Genomic DNA, 26,015 nt, shown 5'->3' with positions numbered 1-26,015 from the left:
TAACAATTTTGGTGGCATTTATTTTCTATTGATATTAGTATATTTGAGCAACTAATTAATATTAACAACGATGAATGTAATAGATCGTTTAATTTTAGATAATGAAAAATATAAAGAAAGATTTAAACAAAATAAGTTATTTAAAATTAAATTAGAAAGTGACGCACAAAAAAATAAATTTCTTGATTACTTCCAAATCTAGTCAAATGAATTTCAAAAAATGGTACTTGCAAGGGTAGTATTTTCAGAACATAAAAAATTTACAAAACTTGCTTGGGAACATTTACTTGATGAATTCGGTCACAATATAGAACTCTCAAAAGATAGAAAAAATAATACAGAAGTGGAAGATCCTATCTTTGAGGCACTTGGTTCTTGGTTTACTTTAAAAATGATGACACTTGGTGATAGCGAGCGAGCGGTGCTTGTGCATATGATAATAGAATCGTGTGCTACTATATTTTATGAGAAATTAGGCTCAATATTTTTAAGTTGTAAAAAAGCAGAAAAGCACTTTAAAACCCACCTGCACCTTGACCCCGAGCATGAACAAATGGGAGTAGATTTATTAAAACAGTTAAATGTTAATGATCTTTTACTGCTTAATATTCAGAAAAAAGGCTGGGACATGATTGAGGCTCTATTCACTAGACTTGCAGATATTGTAGATGGTTGACTGTTTTCCCGTCATTGCAAGGAGAAATTGTTGCGTGGATCATTTTCCCCTGTCATCTCGTGATTTATTCACGGGATCCAGCTAAAAAATACTAATGAAATTAGTATTTTTTATTATTTTCTGGATGCCGTGGTCAAGCCACGGCATGACACCGAGGCGTTTTCCGATCTACGCAACAATGCCTTGCGAGGAGCGAAGCTTTGCTACAATCTAATATTAAATTCTGAGATTGCCACGTCGATACTTCGTATCTCCTCGCAATGACAACTTGTTATCCATGCGACAAAACCGGTTTTTTCTCGCAATGACGTCATTCAACTTAAATACTCATCTTGCTAAATTCTGTTCTATCTATTTTAATCGCTTAGAATTATTAGTTTAAAAAAAATAAAATTGTTAAATAAAGAAATCAATATATAATACTAAAAAAATTTTAGGTAAAAAAATGAGTTTAAAATCCACTTTTCTTGATACGCCTCTTGGTTCGATGCTTGCTATTAGTGATGAAGAGAAACTTTATTTGCTTGATTTTGCTGAAAGTAAAGGCTTAGAGCGTAAAATTAAAATGCTTAAAGTTAAGACTAAATTGTCTGTTATTGATGGCAATACCAAACCTATTTCATCAGTTGAAAAAGAACTTAAGTCATATTTTGACGGCAATTTACAAAAATTTAATACATCTTTACGCCTTGTAGGAAGCGAGTTTCAGAAATTAGTATGGGAAAAGCTAATGAATGTGCCATATGGCGAAACAAGGAGCTACTTTACACAAGCTAAGGCAGTGGGTAAAGAAACTGCTTATAGAGCTGTTGCAAATGCTAACGGAGCAAATAGATTTGCTATAATTATTCCATGCCACCGCATTATTAATAATAATGGCGAGCTTGGCGGATATGGTTCAGGATTACATCGCAAAAAATGGCTTATTGAACATGAAAGAAAATTTATAAGAAATTAGAAATATTTTACTTAATTCGGCGACTATTCCGGTAGAACGTTTAACAATCTTTTTTAAGACTAAAGAAGGGCAGTATGGTGAGCATGATAGATTTATAGGCGTGACTGTACCGACTTTACGTAAAATAGCTAAAACTTATTATAATTTAAGTAAGGATGATTTAGGTGGGCTTATTAAATCAAGATTTAATGAAGAAAGACTTTTAGCATTAGTTATCCTTATCAATCAATATCAAAAAGCTTCTGATAATGATAAGAAATTTTTTTATGAATTCTATATAGATAATATAAAATATGTTAATAATTGGAACTTGGTTGATGCTTCAGCTCATTATATTATCGGAGCTTATTTATGGGATAAAGATAAGGAATATCTTTTTAAATTAGCAAAATCTGAAAATCTTTGGGAAAGAAGAATAGCAATGGTTGCAACTTGGTATTTTATTCGCAAAAATGAACTCAATTTAACTTTTAAAATAGCACAATTATTACTGAACGATAAGCACGATTTAATTCATAAAGCGGTAGGGTGGATGCTACGTGAAGCAGGAAAAAAGGATGAAAAGCAGCTGATAGATTTTCTAAATCAACATATATCGCAAATGCCTAGAACTACATTGCGTTATGCGATTGAGAGATTTCCTAAAGAAACACGCAGGCATTATATTCTAAAAAACTAGATTTATATAAAATTTATGCTAGTATTTTATAAAACTATTAAAAGGTGTTAATTATGATAAAAACTTTATTGGCTGGTTTTATAGCTTTTGCTAGTATAACAAGCTATGCTAGCCCTAATACTCAGCCAGCCCAAAATACTAACCCTACAGATTCATCTGTTACTTTATCTACGTTAAATGCAGCAGGAGCTGTACAATTTGCACAACCTTGGGTAAGACCTACAACAAATGTTAATAATGTACTAAGCAATTCTGCTATGTATTTTACATTAGTAAATACTAGACCGGCTAGCTATAATATAGTTAATATATCTTCAGATCAAATAGGTAGAATAGAGATGCACCAAACAGTTACCGACAGTAATGGTGTTAGTCAAATGGTGAAAGTAGATTATCCATTTTTAATTTCTGGTAATCTTAACGTTGGCTTTGTACCTGGAGGTATGCATATAATGCTTTATGATATAAGGAAAGATCTAAAAGTTGGTGACACAGTTGATATAACTTTTTTCTTTGATGATAATAGTGTAAAAATTGTTACTGCTCAAGTGGCAAGTAATAACCCGTATCCTCAACAGTAAAAGAAAATTTTAATAGCCCGTCATTGCGAGTAGGCATTGCCCGCGTGGATCAGTTTCTCCTCATTGCGAGGAAAAACTGTAAGTTTTGACAAAGCAATCTCATCATTATTTCCTGAGATTGCCACGTCGCTTTGCTCCTCGCAATGACGACTCTCGATCTACGCAAGCAAGCCTTAAGCGAGAATGACATAGAATAATAACTTTTCGGTGCTATTCTATTTTATGCATATAGCTATTGCATAGTTGTATTAGCTCTTCTTTGTATCTTGGTTTTAGTAAATGTCTACTTTTTAGGTTTAGATTTTTAAAATCTTGTTCAGTTAAAGGTAGATATTTACACAACTTCATTAAGTCTTCATCTGAAATGAAATGTTTTCGTGGAATATTTATAGTTTGGGCTTTTTCTTCACGATAGGCTGCAAGCATTTGTATTTTAGTATTAAAATCTTTAATCTCAATTCTAAATTTTACTTTTTTCCAAGCATCTTCGGGTTTTACCTCATAGTTTTTAATATTAAATAAAAACTGAAGCATGGATTGATATTGATTTGTTAAATTATTATCCAAAATTATCTTATTTAGCTGTTTATATATTTTGTCCAAATATTCAACATCTAAAAATGCGTAATTCAGCATATCTTCAGTAATAGGGCGTTTTAACCAGTTAGATTTTTGATGTGTTTTATCAATATTGATTTTGAAAAGTTTATAACAAAGATCATCATAGCTTAGTTGACTACCAAAACCGCAAATATTTGCCGCAATTTGTACATCAAAAATATTAGAAGGTAGAGTTTTAAACAAATTATAGAAAATTTCAAAATCTTCACGAGGTGCATGAAATATTTTAATAATATTATTATCTATAAGTAGCTTGTTAAAGACATTTAAATCTAGGTTATTTATTGCATCAATTATTATGCTGCAACCCTCTGCTTTTACTTGGATTATACTAAGTTTAGCATAATAGGTATAACGACGTTCAAATTCTGTATCTATACTCAACCATTTTTTGGTGGATAATTCCCTACAAAACTCTTCTAATACTTTTTGACTATTAATAATTTGCATAAATGAAGCTATTTACAAAGCTCCAATAATTTTTAGAAAAAGATTGGTATGAGATAAAGATAATACTACTTCAAGACCAATTAATATAATAATAATCCACTCAAGTTTAGTAGAATGTTTATAATTAAGGTCATTTGAAAGGATATCGAGCAACTCATGAATCATATTGAGGCGATGATTCATTATATTTTGCCTTATTTCTATGTCTTGAAATTCTGCCGTCATAAGATATAGGGGTTCATAGCTAGGACGACGCCAAAAAAATTCAGGAGTATCGAATATATCACTATGTAAGCTGATTGAATAGCGTTCACTAAATAATATTCCTATTTGTTGTAATATCTCTTTTTTAGATAGAGAGACACTACCGGTTCTAGCTAATTCCTGTTGTATAGGAGTGGTTTGAGATATCAAATTACTTACAGATTGCTCAAGAACGCTAAGCTTAACAGATTGAGCAAGTGCATGAGAAATAGATAGCTTAACAAAAACCGATTTATCAGTTAAAATTATTTTGTTTTTTTCTTCGTCAATAAAAGTTTTTTCGTGTTCTTCATTATATTCAAAATAAATATAATCGGATACAGGTTCAGCAAGTCTATTTATCGTTACTAAATCAGTATCATTTAAAATTACTTTTTCCTGAATTTCGTCACCACCCCAAATAGTTACACAACCAAATGGAAAGAAAAATATATCTATATAATCAGAATCTTTATTTATTTCTTTCCGAATATATAAAACATCATCAAAATGCTGAGGTTCAAGCCCTATCTTTTTTAAATTAGTAACTAGATCACTCATCTTATATTCAGAAGAAACGCAGTAAGATGAACATCTCATAATTATTTAAGTTTAATTTACATAAATTTAAAGTATAGTAGTGTGGAGCATAGAAAGTCAATAATATTATAATTATGTACGAAATATTAAACAATAGAGAGGTTATTAAAATAGCGGGTTCGGATTCGTTAAAGTTCCTGCAAAACCTTACAACTAATGATATCAATAAGAGTAATTATTGTTATACTTATTTACTTAATAATCAAGGTAGATATTTATTTGATTTCTTTGTATATATACATAACCTTGAAGAAATTTATATTGATATTGATGAGAAAAGTAAAACTGCCTTAATAGATCACTTAAATTTTTATAAGTTCCGCTCTAAAATAGAAATAGTAGATTGTAAAGATGAGTATAAAATTGCTTATTTTCATCAAGAATTAAATATGGATTCGTTAGTCACAGCTCGTGATCCTCGATATAATTTATTAGGATTTCGTTCTATAATAAACAGAGCTATAAGTCATTCCAACAAAAGCGGGAATCTAAGTAAAAAATTATATTTAAATGATAAATATAATTTTGCCATAGTAGACGGAGTAGATGATTTGGCTTCAGGTGAGTCAATTCCAGTTATTTATGGTGCTGAAGAATTAAACGCTATTAGCTATGATAAAGGTTGTTATGTAGGTCAAGAAGTTATATCAAGAGCTAAATATCAAGGTGTTATAAGAAGAAAAATATACAAAATTATAGCTGAGGAAGATTTATCATTTTTAGTTAAAAATGAGGAAATAATTACGACTAAGGACAAAATTGGGATAATATGTTCCAGCTATCAAAATAAAGCTATAGCTTTAGTTAAAGAAGAGAAATATCTTGCTAGTAAGGAAGAAGATATTACTGTGAGGGGGATTAAGATAGGCTTGTCTCTTGCTCCTTGGTATGGTTAAGATTAAAAACGTCATTGCGAGGAGAGGCAACGCATCGACGAAGCAATCTCAGGAGTCCTGCTTCATAAGATTGCCACGCTCATTTCATTCGCTCGCAATGACATAATAATAAAAATCAAAATATATGAATAATAATTCTCCAAAAATATCAATAGTTTTGCCAGTTTATAACAGAGAGAAGTTATTGCCGAAAGCTATTGAGAGCTGTCTTAATCAAACATTTAAAGATTTTGAGCTTATTATAATCGATGATTGCTCTAAAGATAAAAGCTTTGAAATAGCAAAGGAATATGCAAAGCAGGATCAGCGTATTAAAGTAATAAGAAATGAGCCTAATAAAAAATTGCCAGCTAGTCTTAATATTGCTTTTAAAGAGGCTAAAGGGCAGTATTTTACTTGGACTTCCGATGATAATTTTCTGCACGAAGATGCTTTAGCAAGAATGAATAATGTTTTAGATAATTCACCGGATATAGGGCTTGTTTATACCGATTATACTTTAATTGATGAGCAGGGCAAAATAGGGGCAAGGCTCTATCAAGAATCTCCGGAATTTTTGCCTATTCGTGATTGTGTTGGAGCATGCTTTTTATACAGAGCAGATATAGCAAAGAGAGTAGGTGGATATAACGAAAACATGCATTTAGTTGATGATTATGAATATTGGCTTCGGTTTGGGCTTGTTACGAAATTTGCTCATATACCAGAGTCGTTATATTTTTATATGGTGCATAATCAGAGCCTAACAACTGAACGTAAAGCAGAAGCCCAAAAAGCTAAAAAAGCTTTAAAGGAATTATTTAAGGATAAATATATTATTCCCAATAAGATTAAGCCTATAGATGATTTATATAGCTGGTTTATTGAGGATAAAAATTTAAATTCTTATCTCAAATTATTAAAAATAATAATTTGTAATCCTATCATTACCCTTTCTTATATTCTAAAAAACCTTAAAAGAATTAGATAAATTTTTATTGATAAAAGGGTATTATTGGGTATTATGTTATTCACTGTCATCCCGTGGCTTGTCCGGCTTTATTGCATGGATCAGTTCCACCATTGTCATCCCGCGACTTGATCGCGGGATCCAGTTTAAAATACTAATAATATTAGTATTTTTATTTATTTTCTGGATGCCGTGGTCAAGCCACGGCATGACATCGAGCAGGCTTTTCAAGCCCTCCAACAAACTGGACTAAATAAGTATATTATATGCCAAATCAAGACTTCTTACATTCATTAAATGAGCAGCAACAAAAAGCAGTTCTTCATACCGAAGGACCGCTTCTTTTGCTTGCAGGGGCAGGAACTGGTAAGACGAAAGTACTAACCTCAAGAATTGCAAATATTATTCATCAAAATTTAGCATCCCCTCAAAATATTTTAGCTGTTACTTTTACGAATAAAGCAGCAAAAGAGATGCAGGAAAGAGTCCATAATTTGGTTAGCTCTTACGGTCTTAACATTGGTACTTTCCACTCAATGGCAGCAAGGATATTGCGTGATCAAATAGAGCATTTAAATCTTGGTTTAAATAGCAGATTCACTATTATTAATCAAGATGATCAACTAAGATTGATTAAGGATATAGTAAAGCTCAAAAATATTGATACTAAAAAATATGCTCCTAAATTAATACATATCGTAATCTCACGTTGGAAAGATCAAGGTTTATTGCCAAATAAGCTTTCAAGCTCTGATACTAATTTACCGCTGCAACGTGTAGCAAAACTTGTTTATGAAGAATATCAGCAAAATTTACTGATCTCTAACGTAGTGGATTTTGGGGATTTACTGCTTTATAATAATGAGCTTTTCATTAAAAACCCTGAGATATTAAAATATTATCAAGAAAAATATCGTTATATTTTAATTGATGAGTATCAAGATACTAATGTCGTGCAATATTTGTGGGCAAGAATGCTTGCGAGCTTAAGTAAAAATATCTGTTGTGTTGGTGATGATGATCAGTCTATTTATGGTTGGCGTGGTGCAGAAGTTGGTAATATATTACGTTTTGAAAAGGATTTTTTAAACGCCACAATTATTAAATTGGAGCAGAATTATAGATCAACTCTGCCAATTCTTGCGGCTGCTTCAAATGTTATTAATAACAATAAAAATCGTCATGGCAAAACCTTATGGACTGATAAGGAAAGCGGCGAAAAGATCAAAATTATATCTTGCTGGAATGATAAAGAAGAAGCAAGATATATTGCCTCCGAAATAGCTAGGTTAGTGCGAGAGGGAAGGTATAGTGCAGGAAATATTGCTATATTAGTGCGAGCAGGGTTTCAAACTAGAAGCTTTGAAGAAGCCTTTATAAATAGTGCTATGCCTTATAAAATTATCGGCGGTTTGCGGTTCTATGAACGTATGGAAATAAGAGACGTGCTTGCTTATATCCGTATTGCCTTAAACCAGAATGATAATTTAGCATTAGAGCGTATTATTAACGTACCGAAAAGAGCAATAGGAGCAGCTACTTTAAATAAAATTAAAACGTATGCTATAGAAAAAAATATCTCTAATTTCGCTGCTATTAAAGAAATGCTAGAAAATGGTGAGATAAAAACAAAATCCTATGAAACTTTAAAAGATTTAGTTACCAAAATTAGCAATTGGCATGAAAGATTTAGCTTTGATGCTCCAATAAATGTAACTAAAGCAATACTCGATGATTCCGGATATTTAGAAATGCTTCAGGAAGAGAAAACTGAAGAAGCTTTAGGCAGGATCGAGAATATCAACGAAATGCTAAGAGCTATTGCTGAGTTTAACGATATTCATGATTTTATTGAGCATTCTAGCTTAGTTATGGAAAATGAAGTTTTAGAAACCAATTATGGTGGTTCTGTAACAATAATGACACTACACGGTGCTAAGGGTCTTGAATTTGATGTAGTATTTTTGCCAGGTTGGGAAGAGGGGGTGTTTCCGTCTCAAAGATCTTTAGATGAAGAGGGTGAAAAAGGTTTGGAAGAAGAACGCCGCATTGCTTATGTTGGTATTACTAGAGCTAAAAAAGAGCTTTATATTACCCATGCTGAAAGCCGTAAAATATTCTACGAAATAGTCAGATCATACCCATCAAGGTTCTTAGCTGAAATCCCAGAGGAAATTATTATCCGCACATCTTCTATAAAAAAATATGATTCTTTTTACAAATTTTAACTATTTTTTTTTCTAGAATTTAAAATTAATTTGGCATTTTTTCTATTATGTTTATTATTATTTAAAATAAATTAAAAAAGGAATAATATGATAGAGAATTTAAAAGCTGATGATAGAGTTCAGGAAATGGAAGATATAATTGATATTCAAGAAAAGGATTTAAATATTGATGATCAAGCTCAGCAATTACCAAAGAAAGATATAGCTGATGAAAAAATTAATGAGATTGAAGAAGCAAAAAATTTAAAATTAGTACCTAAAGATCTTTCTTTTTTTGATCAACCGCTTCAATATGTACAAAATTTTGGTGGAGCGTTAGATTTAGGTTATGACCTTATAAGGTCCTATCTTAAAGAAGAGAGAATTCAAAATCTTGTTGATAGTATAAATGAAAATGCAAAACAAAATGCTGCAATAACTACAAAGCAAAATAGAGATAAAATTAAACTTTATGCTGCAAAAATTTAAGGTAATTTAAAAGGATTTAGGGTAAGTTTAGATTTAGAATCAATGAAACCTGTACTAAATGAATTTAATGATCAAGATATAAATACTTTAACAAATGCAATTAATGAATCATTAGTTGAAGTGAGTAATAATAAGATTCCCGCAGAGATATATACTGAAAAACTACTAGAAGCAGTTATAGAAAAATTACCTAATTCTTTATCACAACAAAAATTGTAACAATGTAAGGAATTTATTCATAGTGGGAAAAAAAATAAAAAAACATATACAGAATCGGAAATGGATAGAAAAGAAATTTCTAAAGCAGCAGAAGAAACTGACAGAAAGATTAGATAAAAATACTCAAGAAAGTAAAATGTTAGAGCCTATTGTTAGGCTTTTTGCTCCTTTATATGAGAGTACCAATGAAAAACTTATTGAAAAAACAGGAACAATTTTAAAGAATTTAGATTCTGCTTATCTAACTGACAATAGTCCTAGAATAGTCTCGGAGCTAAAAGAAATTAATGACAAAGGTACTTCTCTCTGGGAAAAGTTTAAATCAATTTTTACAGGTAAAGATTATTTAGAGGAAAGATTAGAACAATCAGTAAATAAATATGCAGCGTTAAGTGATGAATATGTAAAAAAAGAAATTGATAATAAAATCTTTTCAAATGCTTTAACAAACGAACAAATTGCTGCCGGCTTAACAAAATTAATGAATAAAACTGTTGAGCCGAAAGAAGTTAATAATCCTAATCTTAATTTAGTTGAAATAAGAAAAGCAAATCCTGAAATATTTGATAAATTATTATTTGCCAACCAATCTCAAACATCTTCAAAAGACAAACCTGCTATTCATCAAGAGAATCAGAAAGTAAGAACAAGAGGACCTGGTCTTTAATTAGCCTTCTTTCCAAGCTGTGAAGATTTCTAAAAATACCTTAAAATGGGATATGTATTAGAAATCTTCATAGAACCTATCTTAGTTATTTTACATCGTTAATTTTTTAAATATTTCTATCAAAAGATAAAAAAGTTGCAAATTATGGAATTTTGATATCTAATATATCAAATGTTTTAATAATAGGTAACATATGGCTATAAAGTTACAAGAAGCACAGCATGAGGTTAGGAGTAAAGATAAAGAAAATGATTTAATACAATTATTAAGAAAAGACTTAAAAGAAACAAAAAACTATTTAGTACAAGGGTTAATTAACGAGGGATTTAAAAAAAAAGAAATTAATGTAAATGATCCTGATGTAAAAAAAACAATTCAAAATCTAATATATTCTGATCCTGATGACCCTAAAAATATATCTTCTGATCCTAGTAAAAAAAATGATGTTAAAAGTATTATTGCAACTATAAAAAATAACAACAAACAAATAGCAAAATGGGAAAAAGAAGGGTACAATCCTCAAGCTTTTAAAGAAATTAAGGAAGAAATGGAAAAGCTTCCTAAGCAGTTAGAAGCAGAATTATCAAGCCAAAAAAATGTAGATAATCTTGTAAATGAGCGTGTAAAAAACCGTATATTTATGTACGCTAATTTTGCTAAAGAAAACCAACCAATATTTAAAGATGAAAAAGACGCTCTTATAGGTAAAATAAATAAATATGTAGAAATATCGCAAGATACAGTTTCGGCTTTGCTAAAAAATGAAAAATTATTAGACCCATTAGTGCGGCAAATTGCTAAAAATGCTAGCGATTTTTTTGGTAAAGACGTTAAAAATGTATGCGTTTTAGATGAGAAAAAGTTGACTGATGAAAATATCCTTAAATTTACTTATGAAACTAATCATGCTATTAAGTCGTTTGAATCAGTACAAAAAGGGATTAATAACTTAGATGTTGCAAAAAATAAGCAGGTCACAGAAACATTATTATCTAAATTAGATACAGATTATATAACTAAATATAATAACACAATAATCAATGAGTTACAGGCAGTTAGTAATAAAGGCACTTCTTTTTTAGAAAAAATACAAGCAGTTTTTACAGGAAAAGATTATTTGAGAGAAAAATTAGAGAATGTCTTAGATACTCATATTAAGGCAAATAACAAGCATATAGATAATAAAATTACTACTCTTTCAAAAGGTTTAAAAAATAATGAATTTGTTACAGGTTTAAAGCATTTTATAGATGAAAATACAAAAAAAATATCAGACAACTCTAAACTTCGAAATGTAAATCTCAATGAAATACATAATAATAAAGCTGCTTTAGTAGAGCTTAGAAAAATTAACCCGTACAGATTTGATCAAACAGTGTTTGAAGACTCAAAACGGCTTGCTTTAAAGTCTAAACCTCACAATATCAAAATTGAATCACCTATAGCTACGCCTAATTTTTCTAATAAAAAAAGTCAAACAATAGTTAGATAAATATTATTATCGTGCTAAGCTTTTAGGCGTATTTGATCGTAATAATGCTGGTTGTGACTGTTTTATATTAGATTGTTCATTTTTTATATTCTGTCCTATTTTTTTTGCAGAATTAAATGCTATTTTATACTTTATTAGATCTATTACGGTATTAATAACTAATTTTAGTACTTCAAAAACTTTATTGTGATCTAAAGTCTTGTTTGTTTCTGATAATTTTCTTGCTGATTCTTCATTGTCTTTACTAAATATAGCTATAGAATTAGAGATAATAGTTTGAGTTGTAGATTTATGCTTGTGAAGTACAGTAATTAATTCTTGAATTGTAGGAAATATTTCTGATTTTATTAAAGGGCTAGATAAAATTTTAGCTACATTTAAATATTTATTTGTTCTATATCAGATGCTGCAATTAATTTTTCTTTAAAATCACTAAATATAATAGGTTTTAATGCTTCATGTAATTTATTTGTATCAGTTTCATTTTCTAAGATTTTACCTATAAGTTTTGAAATAATAGGGGTAGCATCTTGTAATATATCTAAATTACTAACGTTTTTTAAAAAAGTTTGCTTTATCGTATTATTCGATTTTATATTTGTTGTTATAATTTCGGCTAAAAGATTGCCTATCTTATCATCTTGACTTAAAAATACTCCTAAATCTTTTAATATTGGAGTAACATTTATTTTATTAAATAATTGTTGAATATGATCTTTTGAGTTGGTCTTTAAAGTGAATTTTACAGCTAAATTAGCAATAGTCATAAAATTTTTAGGATCATCAAAGCATTTATCTAATATTTGATGAATAAGAGGAGTTAATGCTCGAGTAACTTTTTTGTCATTTTTAAGAGCAAAGTTCAAGGCATTGGGCAAAATTTTAGAAATTGTTGTTTTAATTACTTCTTTATTCTTTTCTAAAAATGCTACACTATCAGGATCTTCTATTAATTTTAGTAAAAAGCTTTGATTCTCTAACTTACTTTTCTCATCTTTATTTAAAAATATTTCTTCTATTTTTTTTATATCATTTACTAAACTAGGTATTGTTTTCAACGTTGAAATAGCTAATTTCGGATTTTTAAATATAAATTTAACACCTTTATACCCAGCTTTTAGTTTTTTATCTTCTGCTAAAGCTTTGAATATTTTATCTAGGTCATTATTTTTTTGTAAAGCTTTCTCTGATATTTTAAAGAGCTTTTGTTTTAACTTTTCATAATCATAAGTTTTGTCTTTCTTATTTTTACCTTTAGTCGTTTTATCTTCCGGAAGATTTATTATTGTTTCAGTAGGAATATTATCTTTAACTTTTTCCTTTTTGTTAATTTTAAATATATTCTTCAGCTTCTTTTTCATACATATTCTTCTATTAAAATTCTAAATCTAAAACCCTAATTAGAATAAATATCTAACGCTATAATATTTTCGTGTATCCTTACTACTGGTTGACTATTAACTAACATATTAAACTATTAAGATTTATTAACCATATTGTAATAAAGCTATAGTATATTGTCAATGTTTAAATAATCTTAATGCTTACAGCTACTTCCATGAACATGAGGAGGGTGCATTTTTATATATTTCAGCATTTTTTTAAACAAAGTGTCGCGTTTTAGTTTAGATAAGTGATCTAAAAAAACTTTGCCATTTAAATAATCTACTTCATGCTGAATTACTGTTGCTAAAAAATCTTGTGCTTCTAGCTCTTGTTTATTCCCTTGATAATCAAAGTAATTTATTTTTATTGCTTTTGATCTGGTAATAGGTGTTTCTATTCCTGGAAATGATAAAGATCTTTCCATAAATGTTTGTTTGTCACTTGAGAAATAAGTTATTTCCGGATTGATAAAAATAATAGGTGATGATTTGTTATTCTCATGTAAATCAACTACCGCTATACGCTTTAATATACCGACCATATTAGCACCAAGCCCTACCGCCCTTTCTATCTGCATAGTATTAAGCATTTTATCTACAATAATGCGAATATTATCATCAACGACTTCTATATGTTCTGCTTGCTTCTTAAAGATATCGTTTGGAGCGTAAACTATTTGATAGTAAGATTTTTCTTGGTTCATAATACTAATTTTTAATTATAATTGTTGATAATATATTTTGATTATAAGGTTCTTGCAAGTGATAAGAGCGTCTTTTGCTAGGGTATTTTGCTGGGTTTGCATAAGTATCCTCTGTAATCCTTTTAATATTTTTAACTCCTGTTTGCTTAAGCTGTAATTCTACAAATCCTGGTAAATCAAACATATAATGATTTTCTTTTTTTGAATTTATGAAGAATTGTTTGTTATTAATATCTTTATCTAAAAAAGCTTTATAATATTCTACATCAACTTCATATGATCCTTGAGCTATAGCAGGACCTATTAGTGCAGCCAAATTTTTTGCACCTTTTTCTATCATCTTATTAACTATGTTATGGATAATACCGTTTATAGCACCTTTCCATCCTGCATGTGCTGCTCCAATTATTTTACCATCACCGCTTGCAAGTAACACTGGTACACAATCTGCAGTTTGCACTGCTAGAACTAAATTTTTTCTAGTAGTAATACTGCCATCAGCTTCAGGTATGATAATAGAATTATTATCTGCATCAATAATATCTATACCGTAAACTTGATTTAAAATTAGAATATCTTCTGCTTTAAAATAATCAGTTATGGCTTTTTTGTTTCTTATTATTTCTATTTCATCTATAGAATTATTTTTTTTTACATATCTATGACTAGAATCCTTGAATGTTCCGTCAAAAATTTTATAATATACTAGTCCGTTTATTAGTGCTTCCATGCAAATATCCTATAATAATTTTATTAATACCTTATCTAATAACCTACAAAAAAAGAAACAGCTAGAAAAAATCATTTTCCAATTTCATAAAGATTATAATTTAATACCTATTATTGGGGTAGAGATAGAGTTTTACTTAAGCCCTAATATTGATATATCTAAATTTGAAATACTTGCAAGAAAATATTTAACGAAGTTTAAAATTTCTAAAATAAAAAAAGAAAAGGGTAATAATCAATTCGAAATAGATCTTCCTCCATCCCATGATTTAGTAAATTATGCAAAAATGATACTTAAAGTTAAAAATACTTTAACAAAAATAGCTGAATATTTAAATGGTCATACGGATTTTTCTCCTAAACCTTTTTTAAATGATTATGGAAATAGTATGCATTTCCATATAAGTTTTGATATAGAATCTGGCGATTATATAATTTTAGCAGCACAAGGTTTATGCCATTATATGCTAGATACTCTACTTGCTTTTATGCCTGGTAGTATTGATTATTTACGCCTTGACAAAGATTTTATGGCACCAACTCATGTATCTTATGGAGGAAATAACAGAAGTGTAGCTATTCGAACTCCAAATGTTATTCCTAAACGTTTAGAACATCGCTTATCTTCTCCTGAAACTGATCCTTATATAGCAATTTTTACTATTTTAAAGTCTATATTATTATCTTTAAAATTTCCAAATTCAATTAAAAAAACAGAAAAGATTTACGGAAATGCTTTTGATCCGCAATATAATTTAACACCATTACCAACGTCAGCTCAGGAAAGTTTTAAGCTATTTAAGCCAGAGTTTTTTAGATAAAATTTTTTACCAAAGATGTATATAATTATCAATCTTCACGAAACCTAAATTAGAAGCTATAACTTTTTATATACTTATTTATTAGAGCTATAAATATTAGTAAGTTCTACGTAATTTCTTACATTATCTTGCATCTCTTCTAGCTCTTGATCTGTTAAATATCTAACGAATTTTGCAGGGCGACCCATCCATAATTCTTTAGATTTAATTATTTTTTTAGGAGGTACAAGGCTTCCTGCAGCAACAAAAGCATATTCTTCTATTACTGCATAGTCCACTCATACCAATAAAGGCATTATTGCAGATAATACAAGCATGAATAAGCGATAAATGACCAATAGTTATGTTATTGCCTATTTCTACAGGACCATTAAACCTTGAAGTATGAATTACGCTGCCGTCTTGTACGTTAGTATTATCCCCTATCTTTATTGATTCAACATCTCCTCTTAAAACAGTATTAAACCAAATGCTTGATTTACTTCCAATTTTAACATCCCCTATTATAGAACTACTTGGAGCAATATAGGCTGTTTTATCAATGTTAGGTTTAATTCCTTTATAGGGGATAATAATCATTAATTATAATCTACCCAAGAAATATTACCATCTTTACGATAATACACTATATTTATACGATTATTATTAACGTTCTTGAATACTACTGCTGGTAAATTTTCTAAATCCATTTTCATTACTGCTTCTTTTACTGATAGCTTTAATATTTCTACAGGTTTTTCAGCAATAATTATTGGATAATTAGCATCATTTGTATCATTAGTATTTTCTTGATCTTGAGGACTAATAATATATTTAGTACCTTCAGAATCGATTTCAGATATTTTTACTTTACCTGTGTGATGATTTTTTAGTTTTGATTTATATTTTCTAAGCTGCTTTTCGAGTTTTGCCATAGCTTTGTCAAATGCTACATATATGTCATTGCAGCTCTCGTTACTCTTAACGATATTATGCTTACCTGAACCATATTTTGCTATAATATCGCATTTAAAATTTATTCCTTCTTTTGAATAATGTATATCTGCACTTATTATATCAGAAAAATATTTTGTTAGAACTTGGTTAACTCTTTCTTTTGAATATTCTTGTAAATTATTACCAATAGAAATATGTTGTCCTGAAACTGAAATAATCATAAATAACCTTATAGCTTAAAATTAGAACTATAACTATAACGTAAATATTAGTTATTAGTATGTATAGATGTTAACTAGTAACATCTATACAATTAATTTATATTTAGCGTAATTTCAAGCTTTTATTACAAAATAAATCTCCTTCATAGGTAACTGATTTATTTTGTTGTAGTCTAATTAAGCCTTTAGTGATTTTTCTTACTAAAGAGGGTTCTATCCCTGCTTCAAAACATATGGTAATAAAATCTTCATTATCTATAAAAATCCATTTTTTAGCTGCATCTTCTGCTTTTTTAGCTTCTTTTTTTGGGGAAGTATTAGTTGAATCAATTATTGCTTGCATAATAATAGCGAGCCTAAGTGCAATATCAGGTAAAGGATTATGAAATTTTAAGCGTTCAAAAGGGGTAGCTAATTTAATAACGGATGGTTTTGTCATATTATACTCTTAATTATTGATTAATAAAAATAAGATTCCTTAATATAAGCGAACCGGCTTATATGCTGCCCTTATTAAGAAAATCTTAAAAAAGTATAATAATTTTTAAGAGTTCAACTAAGGATGGAAAAAGAGATTACTGATGATTGTTTTAGATTTTATTATAATACTGACTCATATAGCTCAATTAGTTTAGATTTTCTGCCTGTCATGCAGAAAGTCGCGGGTTCGAGTCCCGTCATTCTTGCCTTATTTTAAGGGTTTTTAGTATTTTGTAAGTTATTTAAATATTTCATATGCTGTATATATGCTCCAAAAAAATGAAAATAAACTATTTTATCCTTGCACGATCGAAAGAATTGTTATATATAATTTGTTATCCCTTAAAGGGGGGTGTAGCTCAGTTGGTTAGAGCGTCTGCCTGTCACGCAGAAGGTCGCGGGTTCGAGTCCCGTCACTCTCGCCAACATCCTATAAGACTTTAAGTTTTTTCTAACTTCTTTATCTAAAACAGCTTAATATTAAGTTAAACAGTTACATATATTAAAATTATTTAAGTAATTTTAATCAAATTTATTTGCAGTTTGTAATATTATAGTGGATTATTATAATACAGGTTTTGATTAGTCATTGCGAGGAGTGGCAAAGCCGAGGGCGGAGGCAATCTTATTAAACATCCTGAGATTGCATCAAAGCTATGCTTCTCGCAATGACGTTTTTCAACAAGCCCTTTAAATACATAGCAAATTAATTATGATTAATATCTTTCTAATTATCATTTCTTTATTTATTTCTTTAATAACCTATCTATTTATCAGAAAAACGGATATTTTCACTAAGCTATTAATTCTAAACAGTTTAACTAGTGTGGTGAGTTTATTTATTTGCTGCTTGGGTTTTTATCTAGGCAATAGCTCATATTTAGATATAGCAATTATTTATTTTTTATTGAGCTTTATAGCAACAAATGGTTATTTAAAATATTTTGTATATGAATCAGATAAAAACAAAGCAGATTGATAAAGTTATTTTGGGATGTGGTTTGAGTGGTATGCTAACCGCTCTTGCTTTTGCCAAAAAAGGTATAGAAACTACTATATTTGAAAGTAAGGCTGTTAAAAGTCCTAGTTTTTTTAACGATATTAGAACAACAGCTTTGACGCCGGCTTCTAAGGATTTTTTATCTTCCATTGATATGTGGCAAGAGCTGGAAGAGTTTGTAAGCCACATGAAAGATGTTTATGTAGTTGATAATAAAGCTCCTGAGATATTGGAACTAAAAAATGATAGTTCTTTAGGGTATGTAGTTCAGAATAACGATTTTAAGAAAATATTATTATCAAAAGTAATTGGTAATCCACTGATAACATTAGTTGATAATAAAGAATATCAAAAAGTTATGAGTCATAACGAATACTCTATTATTAAGTTTAATAACGAAACCTACGTTAAATGTAATTTATTAATTGTATGTGATGGAGCAAATTCAAAGATTAGATCACATTATTTTGCGAATGAAATAGAAAAGCCATATCAAACAGCTTTAGTATTTAATATTAAGCATGAAAAACCACATGAGAATTGTGCTATGGAGCATTTTCTGCCCTTAGGACCTTTTGCATTATTGCCGATGAAAGATCAACATAGTTCTTCTGTAATATGGTCAACTTCTTCTGACCAAGCTGCTTTAATTATGCAGCTGCCTATTGAAGAGGTTAGATTCTTAACGCAAAGAAATGCTGGTAATTCACTTGGGAAAATCACTATTGATAGTGAAGTAAGAGGTTTTTCTCTCAAAGCTCGTATAGCAAATAGGTATTTTCATAATAAAATAATACTTATTGCCGATAGTGCTCATATTGTGCATCCATTAGCCGGTCAAGGACTTAATCAAGGTATAAAGGATATTGAATCCTTAATTATTATAGTAAGTAATAATTTACCGCTATCAGAATACCAAAAATCAAGACAAGCAGATAATTTTATCATGTATAAGCTAACTGATGAGCTTAATAATATTTTCTCAAATCATTCAAAAAGTTTAAGGCATTTAAGACAAATAGGGTTTAAAGTGATAAATAACTTTAAGCCTATTAAAAATCTGATTACTAGCTACGCAATCGGTAAAAGGTAAAATATACTCGATGAACTTGAAAAATTGGCTACGTCGTCTTATAAGATCTGTGGTGCTCACGTATTAAGTATACGCTCCGCTCCGAGGGCTTTAGACTCCTTGCTCTTTTCCAAGTTGATCTTCGTATACCCAACTTTTCATTTATTATATGTATATTTTTTATTGTTTCAATTCTTAATGTTAAGGATGTAAATTTATGAGTAAGGAGAGTTTAAAATCGTCGATTAATACGCTTGAAGAGGGAGTAAAAAGTGCAGAAGAAAGTAATAAACTTAAACCTTCTATAAATACGCCTGAAGGGGTTAATGTACAAAATCCTGAACCTGTACAAGAGCAGGAACAACCAGCACCCTCAAATCCCCAAGAAGAGAAAAAAACAAGAAAAATATTAAAGGATGATCCTAAACTTAAAGGCACAAGAATGGCACAAGCTGGAGCTGCAGCTACTGCACTTGCAGGAGCTACTGCTGAGGCAGGATATCATGTAACTGCCGGGGTGGTTAAAGGAGTAGGTAAAATTGCTGCACATGATATTGTCTGCGGTGTTGAGCATATAGTAGAAGGAGTAGCTAAAGGCGGGTCTAAAGTAGCAACAGCTGTTTCAAAAGCAGCTGATCCACTCGATAAAGCTCGAAAAGGTGGAAAAATTAAGGAAGAAGGACAGCATAGCCCTGGCTTATATGATAAAGCTCTTAATAAAATTAGAACTAGTGTGCCTGGTGGTAATATAATAGCAGATGGTTTAGATAAAACGTATAAGGTAATATCAAGCAAAGGTACTAAAAGAATTCTTAAAGTAGGCGGTGCTATTAGTTCAGTAGCATTAAATCCAACACCTATAGGTGTAGAGAATAAATAATCAAACATTAAAAGAATTTTTAGATACACCTAATATAGATAAGCTAAACCAGATACAGCTTGAAGCGGCATTTGCTACAAAGCAAAAAGAAGTAGGAGCAAGAGATGAGTTTAAAGAACCTCCTGAGAAAACTGGTTTTCAAAAAGTTAAATCGGCAGTAAAAGCTGGAGCTAGTTATTTTGTTGAAGCACAATTTGGGGAATAAAAGAAGCGTTTAGCAAAGAAAATAAACAAACTCAAGTTTCAGTAATTCCAAATGCCACTAATAAAGTACAAAAGCCCGAAATAAGTAAAGCACAAGAGCAAGCACAACAACAAGTTCATAATATGCAAGAGAACCTTACACATGGTAAAATTAGCGGCTATAGTAATAGTGTAACACCGCCACAACAAACACAAAATGCTTCTAAACATCATGAATCTTTTGTGGGGCGTTAATTGTTAGTAAAGGCTTATAATTATTTAATAAATTATATTTTACCGCAAAGATGCCTAAGCTGCTTAGAAATATTAAGTAGTAGTGGTGAGTTTTGTGGAGATTGTTGGCAGAAATTAGAATTTATAGCAAAACCTTATTGCAATATATGTGGTCAGAGATTTAGCGTAAAAATCTTAGATAATGCAGTTTGTGGACGTTGTTATAGCAAAAAGCCTAATTATAATCTCGCTCGCAGTCTATTTAAATTTAATGAATATAGCAAAAAAGTAGTTCATCAATTTAAATATCAAGATAAAACGATATTTGCTAAAACTTTCGCAAAGCTTTTATGTAATAGATATTTAGAAGATATAAAAGATGTTGATTTAATCATAGCTGTGCCGATGAATAGGTTTAAAAGGTTACTGCGGATGTATAACCCGCCTCATATTCTTGCAGAAGAAATAGCAAAAATTATGAACCTTACAGTAAAAGCCGATATATTGATTAAGTCAAAATGGACAAAAGCCCAAACTTTTTTATCAAAAAGGCAACGTAAAAACAACATAAGTGGTAGTATCAAATTTAACACAAAACATAATATTATAGGAAAAAAAATTTTATTAGTGGATGACGTAATTACTACGGGTGTTACTATAAATGAATGTAGTAAAATATTGCGAGCAGCAGAAGCAAAAGAGGTTAAAGTGGTGAGTGTGGCAATGACTTAGACACAATAATGTCATACCGCGACTTGATCGCGGTATCTTAGGACGCAATCTGTGACACGAGACCCCGCGATCAAGTCGCGGGGTGACAAAATTACTGGATCCCGTGGACAAGCCACGGGATGACACATTTAATAAAACCAATAGGAGTAGTTTATGCAAAATGAAATAAAAAAGGTTTGTGTTATAGGTTCGGGGGTGATGGGGTCAGGGATCGCTGCTTTGATTGCTAATTCATCTCATCAAGTTGTATTGCTTGATATTGCTGATAAAAATTCAGATGACCCAAATAAAATAGTAAAGAATGCTATAGAAAATTTGCATAAACAAAAACCGCCTCCTTTAACTTTTCCTGATAAAGCGGAATTAATTACTATCGGTAATTTAGAGCATAATTTAGATCTGATTAAGGAATGTGATTTAGTAATTGAAGTTATTGTTGAGAAATTAGAAATCAAACACCAATTATATAACAAAATTATTCCTTATCTTAAAAAAGATGCAATTATAGCCTCTAACACTTCTACTCTGCCGCTTAAGAGGCTAAAAGAAAACTTACCAGATGATATTAAATCTCGGTTTGTCATTACGCATTTCTTCAACCCGCCAAGATATATGGAGCTTCTTGAGCTAATCATCGATCCAATAGTAAAATCTGAAATAATAGACAGAGTTTTAGGCTTTTTAACGAAAACGCTCGGTAAGACTATAGTAAAATGTAACGACACGCCTGGTTTTATTGCCAATAGAGTAGGGTGCTTTTTACTTGAGTTAGTAGCTAGAAAAGCAATAGCTGAAAAGCTTGATTTTGTGATGATAGATAAGATTTTTACTTCATGTTTAGGGTTGCCAAGTACTGGAATTTTTGGGCTATATGACCTAATTGGTCATGATGTGATGAAGCTAATTTCTAGCTCGTTACTTGCCAGTCTGCCTAACAATGATGCCTATCATAAAATATATGTGAATACACCTTCGCTAGATAAGATGATAGAACAAAAATTAATAGGACGTAAAGGGGGAGGTGGTTTTTATCGCTTATCAGTAACAAATGGTAAAAAAACTAAGGAAGTTATAAATATAGATAATTTATCTTATAAGCCTGCCCAGAAAACGGATATTTCATTTAATAATCTTGATGAGCTGCTTGCTAGTAATTCGGTTTATGGCAAGTTTTTTAATGAGATTATTACAGAATTTTATCTTTATTTAGCAAGTTTAGTGCCATCTGTTAACGATAATATTTATGATATTGATGCGGCTATGAAACTTGGCTATAGCTGGAAATATGGACCATTCGAGTTGCTAACTTCACAAACTAAAAATAGCTGGGATTTAATAGTGAAAAATGCAAATTCAATTCCGCCATATTTAGCAAATAAAGAATATCAAAAAATCGATAAACAGAAATTTAATGCCCATAAAGATATCTTAAAAGAAAGTAAAATAGTTTTAGAAAATGATTCGGCAAAGCTGTTAGATTATAAAGAAAATCTAGTTTTTGTTATTACTACGAAAATGAATTGTCTAAATCATGATGTGTTCTATTTACTTCAAGAATCAGCAACAAAAGCAGAAGAGCAGGGGAAGCATCTATATATCTACCCGCAAGGTAATAATTTCTCAGCTGGGGCAGATTTAAAGCTGCTGCTTTCTTATATTGAAGATGAAAATTTCCACGACTTAGAGAATTTACTGAAAGTAGGGCAGCAAACTATGCTGCATTTAAAATATTCTGCGGCTCACATTATTAGTGCTGCGAAAGGTGTAGCACTTGGCGGTGGGTGTGAAATATTACTGCATTCAAGCCATATTGTTGCAAATGCGGATTTAAATTCCGGGCTTGTGGAGTTTGGTGTTAGTTTAGTTCCAGGTTGGGGCGGAATTACTGAAATGTTTGTAAGAAGCAAAGGTGATAAAGCTAAATTAATTAGAAATATCAGAAATATTTTAGAACAAAATAAATCAAGTTCAGCGGATTATTTTAAAGCAGATTATAGTGTAGAAAATATTTCTATAAATATGAATAAGCATTATATTTTAGAAGAAGTACTGGCGTTAAAATTACCTAAGAAAATAGTGCCAGCTCCTCATAAGCTTACTTTGCCAAAAATAGACCTAGCGAAAGAAATAGATACATCAAAATATGATGATTTGCAAAATAAAGTGCTTACCAAGTTCCAGAATATTATAGATAAGCATAATGAAACAAATGAAGAAGAATTAATGGAATATGAACGAGAAATATTTTTAGAACTCGCTAAAGATTCTAAGACAATAGAGAAGCTGAAAGTGATTATTTAGAAATATTTTGTCATTGTGAGGAGGTTATTTTAATAACCGACGCAGCAATCTCATAAAGCAATATAAAACTCCTGAGATTGCTTCGTCAATTACTTCGTAATTTCCTCGCAATGATGAGTCCGATACTACAAAATATTTTACCTGCTCATACCTGTAGATTTTTGATTAGATGCTGATTTAATATTTTGTGCATGTGAAATTGTACGAGCAATACGAACGTTTGATGCAATTAATTTTATTATCGGTTCTTCTTTTTTAATATTTTGTCCTTCTTCAGTTTGGAAAAATTGTTTCTTGTAATCTTTATCTGGATATTTAAAAAATTCTTTTGGGGTTAAATATTTTAATTTCTTTTCTTCCTTATCAAACTTAATAAGGCTACGTCCATCTGTATAATCTTCTATTTTTTTTGTTGATTCACCTGGTCCCCAATGTAAAGAATCATAAATCGCTCCATCTGCTGTTGTTGCTCCACTGCCTAAAATACTTGCTGTTTCCCCAAGTTCTTTTATATTGTTTAACTTGCGTATTGATAATATCCTTGCCACAGTAGAATCAGTAAAAATTTTACCACGTATTTCACCGGAATTTAAATCATGTTCTAAATAGTAAGATGCATTACGCTCAAATTTATCAAGCTGATTTAGGTCAGCTCCTTTATCCTGCAATAATTTAATGGTTTCTACTATTTGCTGATTTTTAGGCGGTGAAACTAATCCTAGCTGCATTGTTAATACAGTTAATACTGTAAAACCATATTGATCTGTACCATTAGGATCAGCTCCCTCATTTAATAACTTTTGTACTAATTCATATTGTTCATGTTTTGCTGCTAAAGTTAATGAAGTATTTATATAACAATTTGTTCTAACTGAATTTTTAGTTGGGTCATTATATCTATAATTAATAAATTCTAAGAATTCTTCATTAGTAAGCTTTTCACGTGCATCCTCAATTAATAACTCAGCTATTTTATATTTTTTTGCTGCTATAGCGATAAGTAAACAATTATTGCCAGGAGGATCTTGAAAATCATGATTTATTGAGTTAAAGTCATCCGAATAAATTTCTTTATAACATTCTCCTTTTTTATCTTTTGACAAAACTTTTTTTATTTCTTCGATTCCTGATGGATCATTAGATGAGAGGCTAATTTGTTCTCTAAGCTTAGACATATGGGTGTTTTTTTTAATTAATCCTAACTGTCAAATTAGCGGATAAATAAATTTTGTCAATTTAAATGAAAGAATATTAACTAAGTAGTTATATTACATGGTTTTTATTTTCAGGGAATTCGGTATTTTCCGATAGCCAATCTCTATTATAAGTATTCTCATTACAAACTAGCATAATAAAGATACCATCATTTTTTAGAACTCGTACAATTTCTTTAGCAATCTTTGTTAGCTACTCTTTGCTTGCTACCTCCATCATAACCCAGCTAGAAAAAACTAAATTGAATGTATTATCTTCTGCCGGAATATTACCGCTTTTTATTAGATTATATGTTCCTACAGGGTCATTAGAGCTTGCTATTTTTATCATCTCTTCATTAATATCGACTCCGGTAACATCTAACCCTAAAGACTTCAAAAAAATAGTAGACTTACCTGCACCGCAACCATAATCTAATACTTTATTACCTGTAATATGATTTTTTATTATATTTGGAATATCACGAAATGCTAAATATCCTGTTCCGCTTAGGTATAATTTAGAATAAGCTTGAGCATATAAAGTGGCTTGATGCCGATAATCTATAAGGGTCATAATAATATATTAATAAGTTTAACACATTATATCTTGTAGTTTATCATTATCAACTATTTCTATTGTTGGTTATGAATTTGGATACATCTTTTGTAATTAATAACTATCTAGAGTTAGTACCTAGTAATAATTGAGCCATTTCATGAGCCGTAAATTCTTGTTGTTTATGGCTTTCAAGTGTTTTTATAACTTTAAATTTATCAAATATTTTATCAGTATTATCAATATAACAATATTTAGTCCAACATCCATTTTCTATTATTTTGATTTTTGGCTCTATTTTTTGTATGGTCATACATAATGAATCTACTTCTTTATGTAAAAGTATAGCTATTTCTTCCTTTGATAGTTTATAATCGCTTATTTGCACTTTTTGCTCTGCTTCTTCAGGGTACATATTAATAATTGAAGTTGCAATCTGTGAATTAGTAAATTCTTTGTTTAAATTATCTCTAAGGAATTTGATAACTATAGATTTAAGGTCAAATTCTTTATGTATTGTAGATTCATAGTTAGCAATTTTATCAATATAATAATATTTAGGTTGGTACTCATCGGTTATTTTAATTTTCGGTTCTTTCTTTTGTAAAGCCGTACGAAAATTTGAATTAAATTCATTTTGTATAAGTTTAATAACAAATTTCTTTCTAATTGCTTTATCGGTAATACCAAGTAATATTTTATTTTTACTCATTTGCTCTTTTCGTATAATCTCTTCAGGATATGTGTTTCCAAGCCATGCTGCAATTTCATGACCGGTAAATTTTTTCCCTGGATTATCTCTAAGAAGTTTAACAATCGCATTTGTACGATTAAAATTAAGCATATTTGTAATTATGT

Annotated in this window: 26 protein-coding genes, 2 tRNA genes and 2 pseudogenes; 19 read left to right on the top strand and 11 right to left on the bottom strand. The window is 30.0% G+C overall.

Annotation, left to right across the window (positions count from 1 at the left end; genetic code table 11):
* Positions 1 to 70: 70 nt before the first annotated feature.
* From AAGD49_RS04295 to AAGD49_RS04280, 4 genes and pseudogenes are all read left to right on the top strand, one after another.
* A pseudogene (locus AAGD49_RS04295) lies at positions 71 to 676 on the top strand (hypothetical protein).
* A gap of 445 nt (positions 677 to 1,121) precedes the next feature.
* Positions 1,122 to 1,634 (top strand): methylated-DNA--[protein]-cysteine S-methyltransferase, encoded by a 513-nt coding sequence (locus tag AAGD49_RS04290; protein WP_341788067.1) that lies wholly within the window; start codon positions 1,122 to 1,124, stop codon positions 1,632 to 1,634.
* A 100-nt stretch (positions 1,635 to 1,734) separates the two neighbouring features.
* Positions 1,735 to 2,313, top strand: coding sequence for a DNA alkylation repair protein (locus tag AAGD49_RS04285; RefSeq protein ID WP_341788066.1), 579 nt, complete (start codon positions 1,735 to 1,737; stop codon positions 2,311 to 2,313).
* Positions 2,314 to 2,366: 53 nt separating this feature from the next.
* The gene (locus AAGD49_RS04280) at positions 2,367 to 2,894 is read left to right on the top strand and encodes a copper chaperone PCu(A)C (RefSeq protein ID WP_341788065.1); all 528 of its coding nucleotides are present in this window, start codon (positions 2,367 to 2,369) and stop codon (positions 2,892 to 2,894) included.
* A 210-nt stretch (positions 2,895 to 3,104) separates the two neighbouring features.
* Here the strand turns inward: AAGD49_RS04280 and AAGD49_RS04275 are convergent, their stop codons facing one another.
* Together AAGD49_RS04275 and AAGD49_RS04270 are read right to left on the bottom strand one after the other, a co-directional pair.
* Positions 3,105 to 3,965, bottom strand: a complete 861-nt coding sequence (locus tag AAGD49_RS04275) for a ribonuclease D (protein ID WP_341788064.1) — start codon at positions 3,963 to 3,965, stop codon at positions 3,105 to 3,107.
* Positions 3,966 to 3,977: 12 nt separating this feature from the next.
* Complete coding sequence (locus AAGD49_RS04270) at positions 3,978 to 4,769, bottom strand: RMD1 family protein (protein WP_341788063.1); 792 nt, start codon at positions 4,767 to 4,769, stop codon at positions 3,978 to 3,980.
* Between the two features lie 113 nt (positions 4,770 to 4,882).
* Here AAGD49_RS04270 and AAGD49_RS04265 point away from each other — a divergent pair, with 113 nt between their 5' ends.
* From AAGD49_RS04265 to AAGD49_RS04235, 7 genes are all read left to right on the top strand, one after another.
* Positions 4,883 to 5,704 carry a folate-binding protein gene (locus AAGD49_RS04265; protein WP_341788062.1) on the top strand — a complete coding sequence of 274 codons (822 nt, stop codon included), beginning with the start codon at positions 4,883 to 4,885 and terminating at the stop codon, positions 5,702 to 5,704.
* A 124-nt stretch (positions 5,705 to 5,828) separates the two neighbouring features.
* Entirely contained in the window at positions 5,829 to 6,674 is an 846-nt protein-coding gene (locus AAGD49_RS04260; protein ID WP_341788061.1) for a glycosyltransferase, read from the top strand.
* Positions 6,675 to 6,919: 245 nt separating this feature from the next.
* Positions 6,920 to 8,881 carry a DNA helicase PcrA gene (gene pcrA / locus AAGD49_RS04255; RefSeq protein WP_341788060.1) on the top strand — a complete coding sequence of 654 codons (1,962 nt, stop codon included), beginning with the start codon at positions 6,920 to 6,922 and terminating at the stop codon, positions 8,879 to 8,881.
* An 87-nt stretch (positions 8,882 to 8,968) separates the two neighbouring features.
* Entirely contained in the window at positions 8,969 to 9,349 is a 381-nt protein-coding gene (locus AAGD49_RS04250; protein ID WP_341788059.1) for a hypothetical protein, read from the top strand.
* Positions 9,350 to 9,391: 42 nt separating this feature from the next.
* On the top strand, positions 9,392 to 9,568 hold the full coding sequence (locus tag AAGD49_RS04245; protein WP_341788058.1) for a hypothetical protein: 177 nt from the start codon (positions 9,392 to 9,394) through the stop codon (positions 9,566 to 9,568).
* 22 nt (positions 9,569 to 9,590) lie between these two features.
* Positions 9,591 to 10,235, top strand: a complete 645-nt coding sequence (locus AAGD49_RS04240; protein ID WP_341788057.1) for a hypothetical protein — start codon at positions 9,591 to 9,593, stop codon at positions 10,233 to 10,235.
* Between the two features lie 193 nt (positions 10,236 to 10,428).
* Complete coding sequence (locus AAGD49_RS04235; protein ID WP_341788056.1) at positions 10,429 to 11,727, top strand: hypothetical protein; 1,299 nt, start codon at positions 10,429 to 10,431, stop codon at positions 11,725 to 11,727.
* Positions 11,728 to 12,104: 377 nt separating this feature from the next.
* Here AAGD49_RS04235 and AAGD49_RS04230 read toward each other — a convergent pair whose 3' ends face one another.
* From AAGD49_RS04230 to pgeF, 3 genes are all read right to left on the bottom strand, one after another.
* Positions 12,105 to 13,088: a DUF507 family protein gene (locus tag AAGD49_RS04230; protein ID WP_341788055.1), complete on the bottom strand. Its 984-nt coding sequence runs from the start codon at positions 13,086 to 13,088 to the stop codon at positions 12,105 to 12,107.
* Between the two features lie 176 nt (positions 13,089 to 13,264).
* On the bottom strand, positions 13,265 to 13,816 hold the full coding sequence (def, locus tag AAGD49_RS04225; protein ID WP_341788054.1) for a peptide deformylase: 552 nt from the start codon (positions 13,814 to 13,816) through the stop codon (positions 13,265 to 13,267).
* A 4-nt stretch (positions 13,817 to 13,820) separates the two neighbouring features.
* A complete protein-coding gene (gene pgeF / locus AAGD49_RS04220) occupies positions 13,821 to 14,546 on the bottom strand; it encodes a peptidoglycan editing factor PgeF (protein ID WP_341788053.1) in 726 nt (241 codons plus the stop codon).
* Here pgeF and AAGD49_RS04215 point away from each other — a divergent pair.
* Complete coding sequence (locus tag AAGD49_RS04215) at positions 14,545 to 15,366, top strand: glutamine synthetase (RefSeq protein ID WP_341788052.1); 822 nt, start codon at positions 14,545 to 14,547, stop codon at positions 15,364 to 15,366. The genes pgeF and AAGD49_RS04215 overlap by 2 nt on opposite strands.
* Positions 15,367 to 15,440: 74 nt before the next feature.
* Here AAGD49_RS04215 and AAGD49_RS04210 read toward each other — a convergent pair.
* The 3 genes and pseudogenes from AAGD49_RS04210 to AAGD49_RS04200 form a co-directional block, all read right to left on the bottom strand.
* Positions 15,441 to 15,945: pseudogene (locus AAGD49_RS04210) on the bottom strand (gamma carbonic anhydrase family protein).
* The gene (hpf, locus tag AAGD49_RS04205) at positions 15,945 to 16,523 is read right to left on the bottom strand and encodes a ribosome hibernation-promoting factor, HPF/YfiA family (protein WP_341788051.1); all 579 of its coding nucleotides are present in this window, start codon (positions 16,521 to 16,523) and stop codon (positions 15,945 to 15,947) included. Before hpf ends, AAGD49_RS04210 begins: the two are co-directional and overlap by 1 nt.
* Before the next feature lie 103 nt (positions 16,524 to 16,626).
* Complete coding sequence (locus AAGD49_RS04200) at positions 16,627 to 16,962, bottom strand: hypothetical protein (protein WP_341788050.1); 336 nt, start codon at positions 16,960 to 16,962, stop codon at positions 16,627 to 16,629.
* 180 nt (positions 16,963 to 17,142) lie between these two features.
* Between AAGD49_RS04200 and AAGD49_RS04195 the strand changes: the two genes are divergently transcribed.
* The 7 genes from AAGD49_RS04195 to AAGD49_RS04165 all read left to right on the top strand — a co-directional run bounded on the left by AAGD49_RS04195 (position 17,143) and on the right by AAGD49_RS04165 (position 23,405).
* Positions 17,143 to 17,202, top strand: a tRNA-Asp gene (locus AAGD49_RS04195).
* A 149-nt stretch (positions 17,203 to 17,351) separates the two neighbouring features.
* Positions 17,352 to 17,428, top strand: a tRNA-Asp gene (locus tag AAGD49_RS04190).
* A 287-nt stretch (positions 17,429 to 17,715) separates the two neighbouring features.
* Entirely contained in the window at positions 17,716 to 17,982 is a 267-nt protein-coding gene (locus tag AAGD49_RS04185) for a monovalent cation/H+ antiporter complex subunit F (protein ID WP_341788049.1), read from the top strand.
* Positions 17,954 to 19,096, top strand: a complete 1,143-nt coding sequence (gene ubiH, locus AAGD49_RS04180) for a 2-octaprenyl-6-methoxyphenyl hydroxylase (protein ID WP_341788048.1) — start codon at positions 17,954 to 17,956, stop codon at positions 19,094 to 19,096. Before AAGD49_RS04185 ends, ubiH begins: the two co-directional genes overlap by 29 nt.
* 196 nt (positions 19,097 to 19,292) lie before the next feature.
* The gene (locus tag AAGD49_RS04175; protein WP_341789267.1) at positions 19,293 to 19,955 is read left to right on the top strand and encodes a hypothetical protein; all 663 of its coding nucleotides are present in this window, start codon (positions 19,293 to 19,295) and stop codon (positions 19,953 to 19,955) included.
* 438 nt (positions 19,956 to 20,393) lie between these two features.
* Complete coding sequence (locus AAGD49_RS04170; RefSeq protein WP_341788047.1) at positions 20,394 to 21,104, top strand: ComF family protein; 711 nt, start codon at positions 20,394 to 20,396, stop codon at positions 21,102 to 21,104.
* 153 nt (positions 21,105 to 21,257) lie between these two features.
* Entirely contained in the window at positions 21,258 to 23,405 is a 2,148-nt protein-coding gene (locus AAGD49_RS04165; RefSeq protein ID WP_341788046.1) for a 3-hydroxyacyl-CoA dehydrogenase/enoyl-CoA hydratase family protein, read from the top strand.
* A 137-nt stretch (positions 23,406 to 23,542) separates the two neighbouring features.
* On the opposite strand, the gene AAGD49_RS04160 is transcribed toward AAGD49_RS04165, so the two are convergent.
* From AAGD49_RS04160 to AAGD49_RS04150, 3 genes are all read right to left on the bottom strand, one after another.
* On the bottom strand, positions 23,543 to 24,580 hold the full coding sequence (locus AAGD49_RS04160) for a hypothetical protein (RefSeq protein WP_341788045.1): 1,038 nt from the start codon (positions 24,578 to 24,580) through the stop codon (positions 23,543 to 23,545).
* Positions 24,581 to 24,812: 232 nt separating this feature from the next.
* Positions 24,813 to 25,175 carry a class I SAM-dependent methyltransferase gene (locus AAGD49_RS04155; RefSeq protein WP_341788044.1) on the bottom strand — a complete coding sequence of 121 codons (363 nt, stop codon included), beginning with the start codon at positions 25,173 to 25,175 and terminating at the stop codon, positions 24,813 to 24,815.
* A 103-nt stretch (positions 25,176 to 25,278) separates the two neighbouring features.
* Positions 25,279 to 26,001, bottom strand: coding sequence for a hypothetical protein (locus tag AAGD49_RS04150; protein ID WP_341788043.1), 723 nt, complete (start codon positions 25,999 to 26,001; stop codon positions 25,279 to 25,281).
* Positions 26,002 to 26,015: the final 14 nt, after the last annotated feature.

It is taken from the genome of Rickettsia endosymbiont of Lasioglossum villosulum, assembly GCF_964026455.1.
In the GTDB taxonomy this organism is placed as follows: domain Bacteria; phylum Pseudomonadota; class Alphaproteobacteria; order Rickettsiales; family Rickettsiaceae; genus Rickettsia.
The sequence above is the reverse complement of the archived record's forward strand: the minus strand, read 5'-3'. Positions and strand labels throughout refer to the sequence as shown.

Bases quoted from the DNA above. Each gene is read 5' to 3' on its own strand.
- AAGD49_RS04290 (WP_341788067.1), top strand. From the start codon at position 1,122: ATGAGTTTAAAATCCACTTTTCTTGATACGCCTCTTGGTTCGATGCTT.
- AAGD49_RS04280 (WP_341788065.1), top strand. From the start codon at position 2,367: ATGATAAAAACTTTATTGGCTGGTTTTATAGCTTTTGCTAGTATAACA.
- AAGD49_RS04275 (WP_341788064.1), bottom strand. From the start codon at position 3,965: ATGCAAATTATTAATAGTCAAAAAGTATTAGAAGAGTTTTGTAGGGAA.
- AAGD49_RS04270 (WP_341788063.1), bottom strand. From the start codon at position 4,769: ATGAGTGATCTAGTTACTAATTTAAAAAAGATAGGGCTTGAACCTCAG.
- AAGD49_RS04265 (WP_341788062.1), top strand. From the start codon at position 4,883: ATGTACGAAATATTAAACAATAGAGAGGTTATTAAAATAGCGGGTTCG.
- AAGD49_RS04260 (WP_341788061.1), top strand. From the start codon at position 5,829: ATGAATAATAATTCTCCAAAAATATCAATAGTTTTGCCAGTTTATAAC.
- pcrA (WP_341788060.1), top strand. From the start codon at position 6,920: ATGCCAAATCAAGACTTCTTACATTCATTAAATGAGCAGCAACAAAAA.
- AAGD49_RS04250 (WP_341788059.1), top strand. From the start codon at position 8,969: ATGATAGAGAATTTAAAAGCTGATGATAGAGTTCAGGAAATGGAAGAT.
- AAGD49_RS04245 (WP_341788058.1), top strand. From the start codon at position 9,392: ATGAAACCTGTACTAAATGAATTTAATGATCAAGATATAAATACTTTA.
- AAGD49_RS04235 (WP_341788056.1), top strand. From the start codon at position 10,429: ATGGCTATAAAGTTACAAGAAGCACAGCATGAGGTTAGGAGTAAAGAT.
- AAGD49_RS04230 (WP_341788055.1), bottom strand. From the start codon at position 13,088: ATGAAAAAGAAGCTGAAGAATATATTTAAAATTAACAAAAAGGAAAAA.
- def (WP_341788054.1), bottom strand. From the start codon at position 13,816: ATGAACCAAGAAAAATCTTACTATCAAATAGTTTACGCTCCAAACGAT.
- AAGD49_RS04215 (WP_341788052.1), top strand. From the start codon at position 14,545: ATGCAAATATCCTATAATAATTTTATTAATACCTTATCTAATAACCTA.
- pgeF (WP_341788053.1), bottom strand. From the start codon at position 14,546: ATGGAAGCACTAATAAACGGACTAGTATATTATAAAATTTTTGACGGA.
- hpf (WP_341788051.1), bottom strand. From the start codon at position 16,523: ATGATTATTTCAGTTTCAGGACAACATATTTCTATTGGTAATAATTTA.
- AAGD49_RS04200 (WP_341788050.1), bottom strand. From the start codon at position 16,962: ATGACAAAACCATCCGTTATTAAATTAGCTACCCCTTTTGAACGCTTA.
- AAGD49_RS04185 (WP_341788049.1), top strand. From the start codon at position 17,716: ATGATTAATATCTTTCTAATTATCATTTCTTTATTTATTTCTTTAATA.
- ubiH (WP_341788048.1), top strand. From the start codon at position 17,954: ATGAATCAGATAAAAACAAAGCAGATTGATAAAGTTATTTTGGGATGT.
- AAGD49_RS04175 (WP_341789267.1), top strand. From the start codon at position 19,293: ATGAGTAAGGAGAGTTTAAAATCGTCGATTAATACGCTTGAAGAGGGA.
- AAGD49_RS04165 (WP_341788046.1), top strand. From the start codon at position 21,258: ATGCAAAATGAAATAAAAAAGGTTTGTGTTATAGGTTCGGGGGTGATG.
- AAGD49_RS04160 (WP_341788045.1), bottom strand. From the start codon at position 24,580: ATGTCTAAGCTTAGAGAACAAATTAGCCTCTCATCTAATGATCCATCA.
- AAGD49_RS04155 (WP_341788044.1), bottom strand. From the start codon at position 25,175: ATGACCCTTATAGATTATCGGCATCAAGCCACTTTATATGCTCAAGCT.
- AAGD49_RS04150 (WP_341788043.1), bottom strand. From the start codon at position 26,001: ATGCTTAATTTTAATCGTACAAATGCGATTGTTAAACTTCTTAGAGAT.